Genomic DNA, 15,331 nt, shown 5'->3' on the forward strand with positions numbered 1-15,331 from the left:
AATATCGGATTCGGGTTTAGCAATTAAGCCGGCGCACAACCCTCAACATCACATCGCACTTTTTGAAGCCGTGCGTATGATCACAAGGCTGTGATCCGTTGGCAATAAACTCGTCAATCGCCTTTGCCTTCTCTTAGCCATATAGGTTAAATAGGGGGAGCTTTCGAGAAAATTCCGGACTTCTGAAGGATTGACCGTGCCGACGAAGCAGAATCGTTTGTATGCCGCCCTGCGGCTGGTTCCCATGGCCGCCGCCGCATCCATGCTTTTCCTGTCGACCGCGCATGTGGCCGAGGCCAATCCGCATATCCTCGTCGATGTCAGCACCGGCCGCGTGCTCGACCACGAAGAAGCCTTCCGCAAGTGGTACCCGGCTTCGCTCACCAAGCTGATGACGGTCTATGTGACTTTCCGCGCCCTTCAGTCCGGCCAGGTGACGCTTGATACGCCGGTTGTCATGTCCAAGCTTTCCTCTTCGCAGCCGCCGGCGAAGATGTATTTCAAGCCGGGCCAGAAGCTGACGCTCGACAATGCACTGAAGATGATGCTGGTCAAATCCGCCAATGACCTTGCCATGGCGATCGCCGAGACGGTCGGTGGTTCCGAGCAGGGGTTCGTGGCGCGCATGAACGCGGAAGCCGCCCGCCTCGGAATGCGTGACACGCATTATATCAATCCCAATGGCCTGCCGGGCAAGGGTCAGTACACGACGGCGCGGGATCTTGCCGTCGTCAGCGTGGCGCTCCGCCGCGAATTTCCGCAATATGCCGGCTATTTCTCGCTGGAAGGCTTTACCAACGGCGTCAAGCAGGTGCAGAACATCAACATGCTCATCGGCCGCTTCGATGGCGCCGATGGCATGAAGACCGGTTTCATCTGTGCCTCCGGCTTCAACCAGATCGCCTCGGCGACCCGCAACGGCCGCACATTGGTCTCGGTTGTTCTCGGTACGGACAGCCTTGCCGCGCGCGCCGACGATTCCGCAAACTTCCTCGAAAAGGGTTTCGAGAACCAGTTCTCCGGCAGGGACACGCTGGCGAGCCTGCAGCCCTATGGAACGGGCCAGGATGAGGTGGCCGATATCACCGCCGACATCTGCAGCGCCAAGGGCGCGCAGCACCGCAGTGAGACTCGTGACCCGACAGGCCGCACAAAGGTGCAGTCGCCCTACATCCACGAAATGGATCACGAGCCGAATCTCGTCTATGCCGGCCTGATCGGCGGTCAGGACGTTGCGACCGCAAGCAAGGGTGACAAGGACGATGTGGCCGCAAAGGGCGACAAGGCCGTGAAGGGCGACAAGATCGCCGCCACCGGCGATATCACCGGCATACCCATCCCCATGCCGCGTCCCACGTTCTGATCGGATCTGAACCATGAGCGTTCCGCAGGAGAGGGTGCCGGTTTCGATCCTGACCGGTTTTCTCGGAGCCGGCAAATCGACATTGCTGAATCGCATCCTCAAGGATGCCGAGATGCGGGACGCCGCGGTCATCATCAACGAGTTCGGCGATGTCGGGATCGACCATCTGCTGGTCGAAAGCTCTGGCGATTCCATTATCGAGCTTTCCGATGGCTGCCTTTGCTGCACGGTGCGCGGCGAGCTGGTGGATACGCTGGCAAATCTGATGGATGCCATGCAGACCGGCCGCATTCGGCCGCTGAAACGCGTCGTCATCGAAACAACCGGCCTTGCCGATCCCGCGCCGGTGATGCAGTCGGTCATGGGCAATCCGATCATTGCCAACAATTTCGATCTGGATGGCGTGATCACCGTCGTCGATGCCGTCAACGGTTTGCGGACGCTCGACAATCATGAAGAGGCGCGCAAGCAGGTCGCGGTCGCCGACCGGCTGATCATCTCCAAAATTGGCTTGGAAGGGGCTGCGTCCATCGGCACGCTGGAGGGACGGCTGCGGGCGCTCAATCCGCGGGCGCAGATCATGAATGCCGATAGCGATGAGGCCGGCCGCGCCGCCATTCTCGTCAACGGCCTTTACGATCCGGCCTCCAAGATCGCCGATGTCGGCCGCTGGCTGCGCGACGAACTCGAGGCGGATGATGAGCATGGTCACCATCATCACGAGCATGGGCATGACGAGCATGGGCACGATCACGATCGTCACTACGGCGGACATGGCCATCACCGTCAGAGCCACCATCACCACGGCCATCGCCATCAGCACGCCCATGATGTGAACCGTCACGGCGAGTCGATCCGCTCCTTCTCGATCGTCGAGAGCCAGCCGATCGACCCGATTGCGCTGGAAATGTTCATAGACCTCCTGCGTTCCGCGCATGGCGAAAAGCTCCTGCGGATGAAGGCGATCGTTGCCATGTCCGACAGGCCGGAGCGTCCGGTCGTGCTGCATGGCGTGCAGAATATCTTCCATCCGCCGGTGCGCCTGCCCGCCTGGCCCAATCCCGACGACCGGCGCACGCGCATGGTGATCATCACCAAGGATCTGCCCGAAGATTTCGTGAAGGGCCTGTTCGACGCGTTCCTGAGCAAGCCGCATGTCGACACGCCGGACAGGGCGGCGCTTGAGGACAATCCGCTGGCGGTGCCGGGGATGCGGTTTTAGGAAGCGGAAATCTGGCTACACCAGGCAACCCGCCTCGCCCTTCGAGGGCCTTGCAGGCCACCTCAGGGTGAGGCTGATCTTTGTGCATTGTTGCCCGTGATGAGAGAACGATGTCAGGTGTGTCTAAGGGCAGACGAACTCGCCCCATCCTCATGGTGAGGCGGGAGCGAAGCGACCCTCGAACCACGAGGATGGCCCATCGGCCGCAACTGATCACCCCTTGCGGATCACGAACCGATGACCTTTGTCGGTCTTTTCGCTCAAAAGAAGCGTATGGCCTTTTTCATTGCAGAGATGCGGAATGTCGATGACGGCAAGGGGATCGGTCGTTTCGACCGTCAAGGTCGCGCCGCTCGCCATGCCGCGCAGGCGCTTTTCCGTCTTGATCGCTGGATAGGGGCATTTCAGCCCGCGCAGATCGTAAACCTCGTCGCTCAGCCTATTCACTCTTGGCCCAAAACTTCCAGAAGGGAGGCTTCTTGGCTTCGGTCTGCGCGGTCTCGACAGCCGGAGGCGGCGCATAGGCGAGCGGATTGACGCCCGGGTTCATCGGGTTCGCCATCGGGATCGGCACATTCGTTGGAATGTTGGCCGCTACGACGGGACCGCCCTGCTGCTGCGCGGATGCTTCGGGAGCTGCGGCTGCGACGCGAATGCTTGCAGTCGACGGATTGGTTGTTGGGCTCGCTACCGTGCCGCCGCGGGCAACCTGCTGCGCAGACTGGTTGGCCATCATCGATTCAAGATCGGCGACCTTCATCATCTTGCCGGCCGCAAGCGCGGTGCCGGTTGGGGCATAGGCGATATCGTGGCCCTTACGCTGTTTGGCGACGATGGCCTTGCGTTCGGCCTCGGTCGGGTCGTACCAGGCCATGCCGTCATATTTCTTCAGAGCGGCGCTGTAATCGGCGTCATACTGCTTGTCGTGGCTCAGCAGCGCTGTCTGCAGGGCCGGTGGAGTGGTCATGACCGGGCATTTGCCGCCAGCATTGAACGGGCCGGTAGCCTGCTGGTTGAAGACGTATTTCTTCTCGCAGACCTCGACTTCCGGCGGACGCTTCGTCACTTCGAAATTGTCATAGCCGACCTTCAGCATCTTCCAGAAATCAATATTCGGGCTGAGGCGGTGCTTGACCATGTTTTCCGCCGTCATGCGGAAGGGGAAGGCCTCGAGCTGGATGGCCTTCTGGCCGCCCTTGAAGGCATCGCGCGCGAAGGCGTAGATCTCCAGCACCTGCTGGTCGGTCATCGAATAGCAGCCCGACGAGGAGCAGGCGCCATGGATCATCAGATTGGCGCCGCTGCGGCCATTGGCCGCGTCATAGCGGTTCGGAAAACCGGTGTTGATGGCTAGATAATATTTGGAATTCGGATTGAGGTTTGCCGGCGTCAGCATGTAGAAGCCTTCCGGCGCTTGCCGGTCGCCTTCCTTCACCTTCGGGCCTAGGCGGCCGGACCAGGCGCAGATCTTATAATCGGCGATGACTTCGAAACGATTGTTCTGGTTCGCCTTGAGGATCTCCATCACGCCTTCTTCCTTGAAGATGCGGATCATGATCGGCGAATTGCGGTCCATGCCCTTTTTGGTCATGTCGGCAAGGATGTGGCTCGGAAGCGGCTGTTCGACCTTGTTTTTCACCGTCGACAGATCGACCGACGCGGATTCGAGCGTGTCGTTGCAGCCGGCGAGAGCCAGCGCCATCAGGGAAACATAGGCAAGGTGACGGATGCGCATTCTGACTGAGCCCATAGACACGAAGAGCGGCCGCACGATCTGTTTCGTGCGCCCCAATCGAAACATGAAACAGAATCATAGACGGCTTATACTTGAGAATTCCTTACCAGCCTATGACGTGCTCGCGGCGCACCCGCAAGCTTTTCTTTGTCATAATGGGTTCGATAACAAGAATGTGGCCAAGATTTGGCCCCATTCCCGTCTGGGAGATTACGAATCTCGAACTTAAGTTAGAGATTACGACCCATATTGAGAAATTTCTGACGACGGTCGCTGCGCAATTGTTCGCCCGAACGGCTGGCGAGTTCGCCGAGCGCGTTGGAAATCATGTCGCCGGTCGCTGCAATCACCGTCTGCGGATCGCGATGCGCGCCGCCGAGCGGTTCGGGAATGATGCCGTCGATGATCCCTAGCCCCTTCAGATCCTCGGCGGTAATTTTCATATTGGTGGCAGCTTCCTTGGCGCGGGTGGAATCGCGCCAGAGGATGGAAGCCGCACCTTCGGGTGAAATCACGCTGTAGATCGAATGTTCGAGCATATAGACGCGGTTGCCGGTGGCAATTGCGATCGCGCCGCCGGACCCGCCTTCGCCGATGACGACCGAGATGATCGGCACCTTCACGCCCAGGCACATTTCCGTGGAGCGGGCAATCGCTTCCGCCTGGCCGCGCTCTTCGGCGCCGACGCCGGGATAGGCGCCTGCCGTATCGACTAGCGTGACGACGGGCAGTTGAAAGCGGTCCGCCATTTCCAGGATGCGGATCGCCTTGCGGTAACCCTCGGGGCGAGCGCTGCCGAAATTGTGCTTCAGCCGCGTCTTGGTGTCATTGCCTTTTTCCTGGCCGATGACGGCGACCGGCTGGCCGCGGAAGCGGGCGAAGCCTGCCTGGATGGCAGCATCCTCGGAAAATTTGCGGTCGCCGGCCAGCGGCGTGAATTCCGTAAACAGCGCTCCGGCATAGTCGACGAAATGCGGCCGCTGCGGATGGCGGGCAACCTGCGTCTTCTGCCAGGCATTGAGCTTGGAATAGATGTCGGCCATCGCTTCTCGGACGCGGATTTCGAGCCGTCCGACTTCATCGGACGTATCGATGCTCTCGTCTTCGCTTGCCAGTTTCTTCAGCTCGTGAATCTTGCCTTCGAGATCCGAGATGGGTTTTTCGAAGTCGAGATAATTGTGCATGAGGTGCGTTTCCGATCCTTTTGCCCGTGACGAGAGACGGCACGTACAGCCTGTGTGCCGGTCCTATTCCTGTTTTTTGGCCTGTTTGGCAAGGGGGTGATGCGTTTGCACCAGTTGGTGAAGCCGTTCTTCCAGCACATGTGTGTAGATTTGTGTGGTCGAAATGTCGGAATGGCCAAGAAGTTCCTGCACCACGCGCAGGTCCGCGCCATTGGCAAGCAGGTGGCTGGCGAAGGCGTGGCGCATGACATGCGGCGAAATCAATGAAGGAGAGAGCCCGGCGCGAATGGCAAGATCCTTCAGGTCCCGCGCAAAGACCTGACGCGGCAGATAGCCCTGTTTGGAAGCTGCGGGAAAGAGCCATGGGCTTTCCGGGGCGGGCTGCTTGGCGTTTGCCGCCTCCAGCGCCTGTCGGCGGCCATAGGTCTTCAGCGCAGCAATCGCCGACTGCGATAGCGGCACCAGCCGCTCCTTGTTGCCTTTACCGCGGATCATCAGGAAACGTCCTTCCTGGTCCAGCACTTTGGCCGGCAGGGAAACGAGCTCGCTGACGCGCATGCCGGTGGCATAGAGCAGCTCCAGTAAAACCAGCATGCGCAGATGCTGCAATTGGTCGGGACCTTCGACGGCCGCTTCCTGTTCGGCCCGGGCGAGAAGACGCGTCACCTCGTCGACGCCCATGGTCTTCGGCAGGGCGCGGCCCTTCTTCGGCGCGTCGAGAATGCCGGTCGGATCATCCGTGCGCAGACCCTCGGCATAAAGAAATTTATAGAACTGACGCATGGCCGACAGCCGGCGCGCTTGGGACGAGGGTTTGAAGCCTTGGCGCGAAAGGCCGGAGAGATAGGCCCCGAGATCGTTCGATCCCGCTTCCGTCATGCGGACCTTGCGCTCCGACAAGAAGGAATGGAGATCGTCGAGGTCGCGCTCGTAGGACTGTAGCGTGTTGACGGCTGCGCCGCGCTCGGCGCTCATCATTTCGAGGAAGGCTTCCACGTGAACGCGGCTCATATCCTTCACGGCGGTCTCCGCGCTCACGGCTTCACCGAGCCGGTTGCCGGCGGGTTGACTCGTTCCGAGGGTATGCGGATCGTCACATCGCGCGGCTGCGGATCGACGAAGAGCACCAAAGCCCACATTGCTCCATAGACCGATCCGGCGATGACCGCACAGATGACAAGGAAGCGAAACAGGGTCGGCATTCAGAAACTCTCCTCGTCGCAATCACTGGTCCGGCGATATATTGTAATCATATCCGACAAGCGTTAGCCGAAGGATATTGCAGACATGTTTATGATGCGGCGTCTTGACGCTACCGGCGCATTTGACGATACCGTTTCCAAACAAATTGTGAATGGGCCGATGAACGAAGAAGTGCTGACCCTTGCCGAAAGCCTGAGAGACAGAGCGCGCGCCGCATTGGGCACGCGCAATCTTGTCCTCGTCGGGTTGATGGGGGCCGGAAAATCCTCGATCGGGCGGCTGGTCGCCCACCAGCTCGGCATTCCTTTCGTCGACACGGATGTCGAGATCGAGCGCGTGTCGCGCATGACGATCACCGAGCTGTTCGAAGCCTACGGCGAAGAGGAGTTCCGGGCACTGGAAACGCGGGTGATCAAGCGTCTGCTCAAGGGCGGTCCCCGCGTCGTTTCCACCGGTGGCGGCGCCTTCATCAACGACCGCACGCGCCGGCATGTCAAACGCAGCGGCCTGTCGGTCTGGCTGAAGGCCGATCTCGACGTGCTCTGGGAGCGGGTCAACAAGCGCGATACGCGACCGCTGCTCAAAACCGAAAATCCGAAGCAGACCCTCGAAAAGCTGATGAATGCGCGCTATCCGATCTATGCGGAAGCCGATCTCACGGTTTTGTCCCGCGATGTGAGCAAGGACATCATGGTCAAGGAAGTCCTTGCGGCCATCGTCGACAGGAAAGAAGAAAGCAAGACACCATGAATGCGATCACATCGGCATCGGCCGAGCGTCTCGTCCGCGTGCCCCTCGGCGAGCGCGCCTATGACATTCTGATCGGCCCTCGGCTGATTGCGCGCGCCGGCAAGGAAATCGCAGCAAGACTGAAGGGCCGCAGAGCCGCTATCATTACCGACGAAAATGTTGCGCCGCTTTATCTCGATGCGCTGATTGCCAGCCTTCAGGATGCCGGTATCCAACCCTCCAAGCTGGTGCTGCCGGCCGGCGAAAAGACGAAGAGTTTCGAGCATCTGATGGCCGTCTGCGATGCCGTGCTCACGGCGCGTATCGAGCGTAATGACGCGGTCATCGCGCTTGGCGGCGGCGTCATCGGCGATCTCGCCGGCTTTGCCGCCGGTATCGTGCGTCGCGGCGTCCGTTTCGTGCAGGTGCCGACCTCGCTTCTGTCGCAGGTGGATTCTTCTGTCGGCGGCAAGACCGGCATCAATACCCATCACGGCAAGAACCTGGTCGGCGTCTTCCATCAGCCCGATCTCGTGCTTGCCGATACCGACGTGCTGAATACGCTGAGCGAACGCGAATTCCGCGCCGGCTATGCCGAGGTCGCCAAATATGGGCTGATCGACAAGCCGGATTTCTTTGACTGGCTGGAGGCCAACTGGAAAGAGGTGTTCTCCGGCGGTGACGCGCGCATTGAGGCGATTGCCGCGAGCTGTCAGGCAAAATCCGATGTCGTCGTCGCCGACGAACGCGAAAACGGCCCACGGGCGCTGCTTAATCTCGGCCATACCTTCGGCCATGCATTGGAGGCGGCCACCGCTTATGACAGTCGCCGGCTGGTGCATGGCGAGGGTGTTTCGATCGGCATGGTGCTGGCGCACGAATTTTCTTCGCGCCTCAATCTGGCAAGCCTGGACGATGCCAAGCGCGTCGAGGCGCATCTGAAGACGGTTGGCTTGCCGACGCGGATGAGCGACATTCCGGGCGAGCTGCCGCCAGCCGAGGTGCTGATGGATGCGATCGCGCAGGACAAGAAGGTCAAGAGCGGCAAGCTGACCTTCATTCTTACCCGCGGCATCGGGCAATCCTTCGTCGCCGATGACGTTCCGGCCTCCGAAGTTCTCAGTTTCCTGAGGGAAAAGCATCCGCAATGACGGTCGAAGGCACGCTGGCTGTTCTGTGGGAATATTGGCCCGAGATTATTTCGATCATCGCGCTGGTGCTGCTTTCGGCCTTTTTCGCCGGCTCGGAAACCGCGCTGACGGCGGCTTCGCGCAGCCGCATCCACACATTGGAAGCCAATGGCGACAGCCGGGCCGGCATCGTGCGGCTGCTGATCGAGCGCCGCGACCGATTGATCGGCGCGCTGCTGATCGGCAACAATCTCGCCAATATTCTGTCGTCGTCGCTTGCGACCAGTTTGTTTCTCGGCCTGTTCGGCAATTCCGGCGTGGCGATTGCCACTGCCGCCATGACGGTCATCCTCGTCATTTTCGCCGAGGTTCTGCCGAAGAGCTGGGCCATTGCGACGCCGGACCGTTTCGCGCTGAATGTCGCCGGCGCGATACGTGTCTTCGTCATCGTCGTCGGACCGGTATCGAGCGTCGTCAACGCCATCGTGCGCCAGATCCTCGGCATCTTCGGCATCAATCTCTCCAGGGAAGTATCGATGCTGTCGGCGTATGACGAGCTGCGCGGCGCCGTCGATCTGCTGCATCGCGAGGGTTCGGTGGTCAAGGTGGACCGCGACCGGCTGGGCGGTCTGCTCGATCTTGGCGAGTTGGAGCTTTCCGATATCATGGTTCACCGCACGGCGATGCGTGCCATCAATGCCGACGATCCGCCGGAAGTCGTGGTGCGGACCATTCTCGACAGCCCCTACACGCGCATGCCACTCTGGCGCGGCACAATCGACAACATCATCGGCGTCGTGCATGCCAAGGATCTGTTGAGGGCGCTGGCGGAGCGGCATGTCGAGCCGGAAAATCTCGATATCGTCAAGATCGCCCAAAAGCCCTGGTTCGTACCCGACAGCACCAATCTCCAAGACCAGCTCAACGCCTTCCTGCGCCGCAAGCAGCATTTTGCAGTCGTCGTCGACGAATATGGCGAAGTGCAGGGCATCGTTACCCTGGAGGATATTCTCGAGGAGATCGTCGGCGATATTGCCGACGAGCACGACCTCGATATTCAAGGCGTGCGGCAGGAAGCCGATGGATCGATCGTCGTCGATGGCGTCGTGCCTATCCGCGATCTGAACCGTGCGCTCGACTGGGATCTGCCCGATGAAGAGGCGACGACGATTGCCGGCCTCGTCATCCACGAATCGATGACCATTCCGGAAGAACGTCAGGCCTTCACCTTCTATGGCAAGCGCTTCATCGTGATGAAGCGGGAAAAGAACCGCATTACCAAAATCAGAATCAGGCCGGCGGAGACAGAAGAAGGCAAGCCGGAGTAGCCGGTTACCACCGCACCGCTTCGCCGGGTGCTGCGGGCTCCACGGCAAGCGCGTGCAGGCCGGCGTCGAGTTCCGGCTTCAACAGTTCGGTGATCGCCCTGTGGCGGGCAAGGCGCGTCATGCCCGTGAACTTGGCGGAGACGATTCGAATTCTTATATGGGTCTCGCCCGTTCCGGTCATGTCGGGTTGATGGCCGGCATGTAGGTGGCTTTCGTTGATGACAGCGAGACGTTCGGGCGCGAAGGCGTCGTTGAGCTTTTTCTCAATGCGGGATTGAAGCGTCGTTTCCATATTCCCGCCGTCACCTTGTTCGCGAAAAAGGTTTCACAAAGCCTGCAACATTCCCATTTGTCAATTCTTGTTGTGGGGTGGCTGAGGCCCCATAATTAGGGCGCCATGAGACTCGATTCAAAATATTTCGATCGTATTCGAACCCGCCGCAAACGCGAGCCGGAGGCGGAACAGGCTCCGCCGACGTGCCAGTGGGACGGCTGCGACAAAAAGGGTACGCATCGCGCGCCGGTCGGGCGCAATGCGGAAGGGCAGTTCTTTTTGTTCTGCTTCGAGCACGTCAAAGATTACAACAAGGGCTACAATTATTTCTCCGGCCTCTCGGACGGTGAGATCGCGCGCTACCAGAAGGAAGCCATCACCGGTCATCGCCCGACCTGGACCGTCGGCGTCAACAAGTCGGCGCGCAACAGCCCACTGCAATCCGACATCCGTTCCGGTTCCTATTCCCGCGTGCGCGATCCCTTCGGTTTCGTCAAGGATGGACAGGGGCCGGGCCGCGGCCCGCGTTTCCCGCAGGAGCGCAAGCTGAAGACGCTCGAGGCGAAAGCCTTCGACACGATGGGGCTGGGTGCCAATGCCACCAGCGCCGAGATCAAGAGCCGTTACAAGGAATTGGTGAAAAAGCACCATCCCGACGCCAACGGTGGCGACCGCGGGTCCGAGGAACGGTTTCGCGCGGTCATTCAGGCCTATCAATTGTTGAAGCAGAACGGTTTTTGTTAATTCCTGTCCTTGCTCTCCGCCTTCAATCAGGTATGGTCCAAATCGGCTGAGGCCGCAGGCGACTGCGGCAAGGTGCGCTTTTGGCTGGCTGCACCTCGGCCAATTTTCCGGACGCGGCGTTTCTTGTCCGGGACTCTGTTCAAGAATGCTCGCAAGCGATCATGTCATCGCGCCGAGGTTTCGCTTCAGTCCCGGAGAAGTATCGCCGTTGTTCCGACCTGACGGATGCGGACAACAAGCTGCGGCGTTACGGATCAAAAACGGCTGAGATTGAGATGGCTGGGTGACAGTCGCCCGCCCTGGAGACATGATGAGCAAGATTGACCTTGATATTTCCGAGCTTCCCGACACGACCGTTTCGGTCCGTGAAGTCTTTGGCATCGATTCCGATATCCGCGTTCCGGCGTACAGCAAGGGCGACGCCTATGTGCCCGACCTCGATACCGACTATCTCTTCGATCGCGAGACGACGCTCGCCATTCTCGCCGGCTTTGCCCATAATCGCCGCGTGATGATCTCCGGCTATCACGGCACCGGCAAGTCCTCCCATATCGAGCAGGTCGCAGCCCGCCTCAACTGGCCATGCGTGCGTATCAACCTTGACAGCCACGTCAGCCGTATCGATCTCGTCGGCAAGGATGCGATCGTCGTGAAGGACGGTCTGCAGGTTACTGAATTCAAGGATGGCATCCTGCCCTGGGCCTATCAGCACAACGTCGCCCTCGTCTTCGACGAATACGACGCCGGCCGTCCGGACGTGATGTTCGTCATTCAGCGCGTGCTGGAATCGTCCGGCCGCCTGACCCTGCTCGACCAGAGCCGTGTCATCCGTCCTCACCCGGCCTTCCGCCTGTTCGCGACCGCCAACACGATCGGTCTCGGCGACACGACGGGTCTCTATCACGGCACGCAGCAGATCAACCAGGCGCAGATGGACCGCTGGTCGATCGTCACGACACTGAACTATCTGCCGCACAACAACGAAGTCGACATCGTGCTGGCGAAGGTGAAGTCCTTCCGCAATGACAAGGGCCGCGACACCGTGTCCAAGATGGTGCGCGTTGCCGATCTCACCCGCGCGGCCTTCATGAACGGCGATCTTTCCACCGTCATGAGCCCGCGTACGGTCATCACCTGGGCGGAAAATGCGGAAATTTTCGGCGATGTCGCCTTTGCCTTCCGCGTGACCTTCCTCAACAAGTGCGATGAGCTGGAGCGGCCGCTGGTCGCCGAGCAATATCAGCGCGCTTTCGGCGTCGAGCTGAAGGAGAGCGCCGCCAACATCGTGCTCGAAGCCTAACAGGAAGAGCCAGCAAGTCATGGCAGGTCGCGGAGACAATTCCAAAGCGAAGCCGGGCGCTCCGGTGGACATGGAGCCGTTGCGTCGGGCGATTACCGGCTGCGTGCGCTCGATCGCCGGCGATGCCGAGGTCGAGGTGGCCTTCGCCAACGAGCGCCCGGGAATGACGGGCGAGCGCATTCGCCTGCCGGAGCTGTCGAAGCGGCCGACGGCGCATGAGCTGGCGGTGACCCGCGGTCTCGGCGATTCCATGGCGTTGAGGCTTGCCTGCCACGATGCGCGCGTGCACGCCACCATGGCGCCACAGGGCGCCGAGGCGCGCTCCATCTTCGATGCCGTCGAACAGGCTCGTGTGGAATCGATCGGCGCACTGCGCATGAGCGGCATGGCCGCCAACCTCAATTCGATGAATTCGGAGAAATACGCCAAGGCGAATTTCTCCGGCATCGAGCGGCAGGAAGACGCGCCGCTCGGCGAGGCCATGGCGATGATCGTGCGCGAGAAGCTGACCGGTCAGCAGCCGCCGCAAAGCGCCGGCAAGGTGCTCGATCTCTGGCGCTCCTTCATCGAGGACAAGACCGGCGGCGAACTCGACAATCTGCTTTCTGCCATCAACGACCAGCAGAGCTTCGCGCGCGTCGTCCGCAATATGCTGACGGCCATGGAAATGGCCGAGGAATACGGCGACGAGGAGATGGAGCCTGACACCGACGAGGAGTCTGCCGAGGAGGACAAGCCGAGCGGCGAGGACCAGGACGACCAGGATGTCGAGAGCGATGAGGGCTCCGACGCCGCACCAGCCGAGGACAGCGAAGCCTCCGACGAGGAGATGGACGACGGCGAGATGGATGGCGCCGAAATCTCCGACGACGACATGAGCGAAGAAGGCGAAGAGGATTCGGAGACGCCGGGCGAAACCCGCCGTCCGAACACGCCCTTTGCCGATTTCAATGAAAAGGTCGATTACCACGTCTTCACCGAGGAATTCGACGAGACGACGACGGCGCAGGAACTCTGCGACACGGTGGAACTCGAGCGCCTGCGCGCCTTTCTCGACAAGCAGCTCGCGCATCTGCAGGGTGCCGTGGGGCGGCTCGCCAACCGTCTGCAGCGCCGGCTAATGGCGCAGCAGAACCGCGCCTGGGATTTCGATCTGGAAGAGGGCTATCTCGACCCGGCGCGTCTGACGCGTCTGATCATCGATCCCATGCAGGCGCTCTCCTTCAAGATGGAGCGCGACACGCAATTCCGCGATACGGTCGTGACGTTGTTGATCGACAATTCCGGTTCCATGCGCGGCCGGCCGATCACCGTCGCCGCCACCTGCGCCGATATTCTGGCGCGCACGCTGGAACGCTGCGGCGTCAAGGTCGAAATTCTCGGCTTCACCACCAAGGCCTGGAAGGGCGGACAGGCACGCGAGAAATGGCTTGCCGGCGGCAAACCGCAGACGCCTGGCCGGCTCAACGATCTCCGCCACATCATCTACAAATCGGCCGACGAGCCTTACCGGCGGGCGCGCACCAATCTCGGCCTGATGATGCGCGAAGGCCTGCTCAAGGAAAATATCGACGGCGAGGCGCTGATCTGGGCGCATAACCGCCTGCTTGGCCGCCGCGAGCAGCGCCGCATCCTGATGATGATCTCGGATGGCGCGCCGGTCGACGATTCGACGCTGTCGGTCAATCCGGGCAATTATCTGGAGCGGCACCTACGCGCCGTGATCGAACAGATCGAGACGCGTTCGCCCGTGGAGCTTTTGGCGATCGGTATCGGCCACGACGTCACGCGCTACTATCGCCGTGCCGTCACGATTGTCGATGCCGACGAGTTGGCTGGCGCCATGACCGAGCAGCTCGCATCGCTATTTGAGGATCAGGCGAGCCTGCCGCGCATGCGTCGCGCAAGCTGAATAGCTGATAGTCAATCCCGCATCGGCCTTCCGGCCGATGCTTCTGCCGATTTTTCGACTAGAGCAGTTCATCGCTTCACGGAATCGCTGAACTGCTCTATCTCTTTGTTTTCACGCAATTCCGGACGGAAAACCGCTGCGCACTTTTTCTGGAATTGCTTTAGTTGCAAGGCCCCTGTGAGAGCCCCATGAAACGCCTTTGCCGCGCGACCATGCTTGTGATGCTGCTCACCGGCTGTGGCACCGTGGATACTTCGGAGAGTGGGTCTGCGAACATCCATGCGATGGCGATTTCGGCGTTCAAGCCCGGGGCCGAGCAAACACGCTTCGGCGCGCTCGAATTTCTCGGCGGTCTCGAACTCAGCTCGAGCAATGCGCTCCTCGGCGCCCTCTCCGCCATCCGCTTCCGTCCGGATCAGCGTCATTTCGTTTCGGTGCTGGATACCGGCCATTGGCTGACCGGCGCCATCGAGCGCGACGAGGACGGCAAGCTGAAGGGCATCGTCGATGCCCGCATCATGCCGATGATCGATCGCTTCGGCGAGACGGATGCCGGCAAAGGCGCGATGGATGCGGAGGGGCTGGCGCTGCGGGGCAATCACGTGCTCGTCAGCTATGAGCAGAATCATCGCGTCGACACCTATCCAGATCCCGGTTTCGAGACATCGCCGCCGGATGGCAGCATTCCGATCCTCATTCCGAAGAGGCGATTGCGGGCCAACCGCAGTCTGGAAGCCCTGATGATCGCGCCGCCATCGAGCCCGCTTGCGGGGGCAGCGGTGATCGTCGCGGAGCGCAGCCTCGACGACCAGGGGAACATGCTGGCGGCGATCCTCGACGGACCGCTGAAGGGCCGCTTCACGGTGCGCCACTCTGACGATTTCGACGCCAGCGACGGCGTTTTTCTGCCCGATGGCGATCTGCTGCTGCTGGAGCGGCGCTTCGATCTGGCGCATGGCATCGGCGTGCGTATCCGCCGCATTGCCGGCGACGATATCAAGCCGGGCGCCGTGGTCGACGCCAACGTCATCTTCCAGGCGGGGTCTAATCTGCAGATCGACAACATGGAAGGACTGGACGCCTTCCGCGCCGCCGACGGCACGATCCACCTGATCATGGTCTCCGACGACAACCATTCCATTCTGCAGCGGAGCCTGATGCTGGAATTCCGGCTGCGGGATGATACGGCAGTCAGCATGAAATACCG

The 15,331-nt window shown here is 60.7% G+C and carries 14 protein-coding genes and 1 pseudogene; 9 read left to right on the forward strand and 6 right to left on the reverse strand.

Annotated elements, in window-relative coordinates:
- Positions 1–196 precede the first annotated feature (196 nt).
- Complete coding sequence (locus tag QDY28_RS18370) at positions 197–1,363, forward strand: D-alanyl-D-alanine carboxypeptidase family protein (RefSeq protein WP_442967551.1); 1,167 nt, start codon at positions 197–199, stop codon at positions 1,361–1,363.
- A 13-nt stretch (positions 1,364–1,376) separates the two neighbouring features.
- Positions 1,377–2,585, forward strand: coding sequence for a CobW family GTP-binding protein (locus QDY28_RS18375; protein ID WP_331383095.1), 1,209 nt, complete (start codon positions 1,377–1,379; stop codon positions 2,583–2,585).
- Positions 2,586–2,798: 213 nt separating this feature from the next.
- Here QDY28_RS18375 and QDY28_RS18380 read toward each other — a convergent pair whose 3' ends face one another.
- The 5 genes from QDY28_RS18380 to QDY28_RS18400 form a co-directional block, all read right to left on the reverse strand.
- Positions 2,799–3,032 (reverse strand): sulfurtransferase TusA family protein, encoded by a 234-nt coding sequence (locus tag QDY28_RS18380; RefSeq protein WP_442967552.1) that lies wholly within the window; start codon positions 3,030–3,032, stop codon positions 2,799–2,801.
- Positions 3,025–4,320: a murein L,D-transpeptidase family protein gene (locus tag QDY28_RS18385; RefSeq protein WP_331383096.1), complete on the reverse strand. Its 1,296-nt coding sequence runs from the start codon at positions 4,318–4,320 to the stop codon at positions 3,025–3,027. The genes QDY28_RS18380 and QDY28_RS18385 overlap by 8 nt, the downstream gene beginning before the upstream one ends.
- A gap of 230 nt (positions 4,321–4,550) precedes the next feature.
- On the reverse strand, positions 4,551–5,504 hold the full coding sequence (locus QDY28_RS18390; protein WP_331383097.1) for an acetyl-CoA carboxylase carboxyltransferase subunit alpha: 954 nt from the start codon (positions 5,502–5,504) through the stop codon (positions 4,551–4,553).
- A gap of 63 nt (positions 5,505–5,567) precedes the next feature.
- On the reverse strand, positions 5,568–6,524 hold the full coding sequence (gene xerD / locus QDY28_RS18395; RefSeq protein WP_331383098.1) for a site-specific tyrosine recombinase XerD: 957 nt from the start codon (positions 6,522–6,524) through the stop codon (positions 5,568–5,570).
- A gap of 14 nt (positions 6,525–6,538) precedes the next feature.
- Positions 6,539–6,706: a hypothetical protein gene (locus QDY28_RS18400; protein WP_028754795.1), complete on the reverse strand. Its 168-nt coding sequence runs from the start codon at positions 6,704–6,706 to the stop codon at positions 6,539–6,541.
- Between the two features lie 160 nt (positions 6,707–6,866).
- On the opposite strand from QDY28_RS18400, the gene QDY28_RS18405 reads away from it, so the two are divergent.
- The 3 genes from QDY28_RS18405 to QDY28_RS18415 are packed head-to-tail and all read left to right on the forward strand — an operon-like array spanning position 6,867 to position 9,894.
- Positions 6,867–7,457, forward strand: a complete 591-nt coding sequence (locus QDY28_RS18405) for a shikimate kinase (RefSeq protein ID WP_331383134.1) — start codon at positions 6,867–6,869, stop codon at positions 7,455–7,457.
- Positions 7,454–8,587 carry a 3-dehydroquinate synthase gene (gene aroB / locus QDY28_RS18410; protein WP_331383099.1) on the forward strand — a complete coding sequence of 378 codons (1,134 nt, stop codon included), beginning with the start codon at positions 7,454–7,456 and terminating at the stop codon, positions 8,585–8,587. The genes QDY28_RS18405 and aroB overlap by 4 nt, the downstream gene beginning before the upstream one ends.
- Positions 8,584–9,894, forward strand: a complete 1,311-nt coding sequence (locus QDY28_RS18415) for an HlyC/CorC family transporter (RefSeq protein ID WP_331383100.1) — start codon at positions 8,584–8,586, stop codon at positions 9,892–9,894. The genes aroB and QDY28_RS18415 overlap by 4 nt, the downstream gene beginning before the upstream one ends.
- Before the next feature lie 4 nt (positions 9,895–9,898).
- Here QDY28_RS18415 and QDY28_RS18420 read toward each other — a convergent pair whose 3' ends face one another.
- Positions 9,899–10,186: a BolA family protein gene (locus tag QDY28_RS18420; RefSeq protein ID WP_331383101.1), complete on the reverse strand. Its 288-nt coding sequence runs from the start codon at positions 10,184–10,186 to the stop codon at positions 9,899–9,901.
- Positions 10,187–10,291: 105 nt separating this feature from the next.
- Between QDY28_RS18420 and QDY28_RS18425 the strand changes: the two genes are divergently transcribed.
- From QDY28_RS18425 to QDY28_RS18440, 4 genes and pseudogenes are all read left to right on the forward strand, one after another.
- The gene (locus tag QDY28_RS18425) at positions 10,292–10,912 is read left to right on the forward strand and encodes a J domain-containing protein (protein WP_028754800.1); all 621 of its coding nucleotides are present in this window, start codon (positions 10,292–10,294) and stop codon (positions 10,910–10,912) included.
- Positions 10,913–11,222: 310 nt separating this feature from the next.
- Positions 11,223–12,212 carry a cobaltochelatase subunit CobS gene (gene cobS / locus QDY28_RS18430; RefSeq protein WP_331383102.1) on the forward strand — a complete coding sequence of 330 codons (990 nt, stop codon included), beginning with the start codon at positions 11,223–11,225 and terminating at the stop codon, positions 12,210–12,212.
- Between the two features lie 19 nt (positions 12,213–12,231).
- Entirely contained in the window at positions 12,232–14,124 is a 1,893-nt protein-coding gene (gene cobT / locus QDY28_RS18435) for a cobaltochelatase subunit CobT (RefSeq protein ID WP_331383103.1), read from the forward strand.
- A 188-nt stretch (positions 14,125–14,312) separates the two neighbouring features.
- Positions 14,313–15,320 (forward strand): annotated as a pseudogene (locus QDY28_RS18440) (esterase-like activity of phytase family protein); the annotation flags it as partial.
- Between the last annotated feature and the right edge of the window lie 11 nt (positions 15,321–15,331).

It is taken from the genome of Rhizobium sp. BR 362, assembly GCF_036528765.1.
Classification (GTDB): domain Bacteria; phylum Pseudomonadota; class Alphaproteobacteria; order Rhizobiales; family Rhizobiaceae; genus Rhizobium.

What these genes read in the sequence shown, in the direction of transcription:
- QDY28_RS18405 (WP_331383134.1), top strand. Translation starts at nt 6,867, where the DNA reads ATGAACGAAGAAGTGCTGACCCTTGCCGAAAGCCTGAGAGACAGAGCG.
- QDY28_RS18385 (WP_331383096.1), bottom strand. Translation starts at nt 4,320, where the DNA reads ATGCGCATCCGTCACCTTGCCTATGTTTCCCTGATGGCGCTGGCTCTC.
- QDY28_RS18415 (WP_331383100.1), top strand. Translation starts at nt 8,584, where the DNA reads ATGACGGTCGAAGGCACGCTGGCTGTTCTGTGGGAATATTGGCCCGAG.
- cobS (WP_331383102.1), top strand. Translation starts at nt 11,223, where the DNA reads ATGAGCAAGATTGACCTTGATATTTCCGAGCTTCCCGACACGACCGTT.
- QDY28_RS18400 (WP_028754795.1), bottom strand. Translation starts at nt 6,706, where the DNA reads ATGCCGACCCTGTTTCGCTTCCTTGTCATCTGTGCGGTCATCGCCGGA.
- QDY28_RS18420 (WP_331383101.1), bottom strand. Translation starts at nt 10,186, where the DNA reads ATGGAAACGACGCTTCAATCCCGCATTGAGAAAAAGCTCAACGACGCC.
- QDY28_RS18390 (WP_331383097.1), bottom strand. Translation starts at nt 5,504, where the DNA reads ATGCACAATTATCTCGACTTCGAAAAACCCATCTCGGATCTCGAAGGC.
- QDY28_RS18375 (WP_331383095.1), top strand. Translation starts at nt 1,377, where the DNA reads ATGAGCGTTCCGCAGGAGAGGGTGCCGGTTTCGATCCTGACCGGTTTT.
- aroB (WP_331383099.1), top strand. Translation starts at nt 7,454, where the DNA reads ATGAATGCGATCACATCGGCATCGGCCGAGCGTCTCGTCCGCGTGCCC.
- QDY28_RS18425 (WP_028754800.1), top strand. Translation starts at nt 10,292, where the DNA reads ATGAGACTCGATTCAAAATATTTCGATCGTATTCGAACCCGCCGCAAA.
- cobT (WP_331383103.1), top strand. Translation starts at nt 12,232, where the DNA reads ATGGCAGGTCGCGGAGACAATTCCAAAGCGAAGCCGGGCGCTCCGGTG.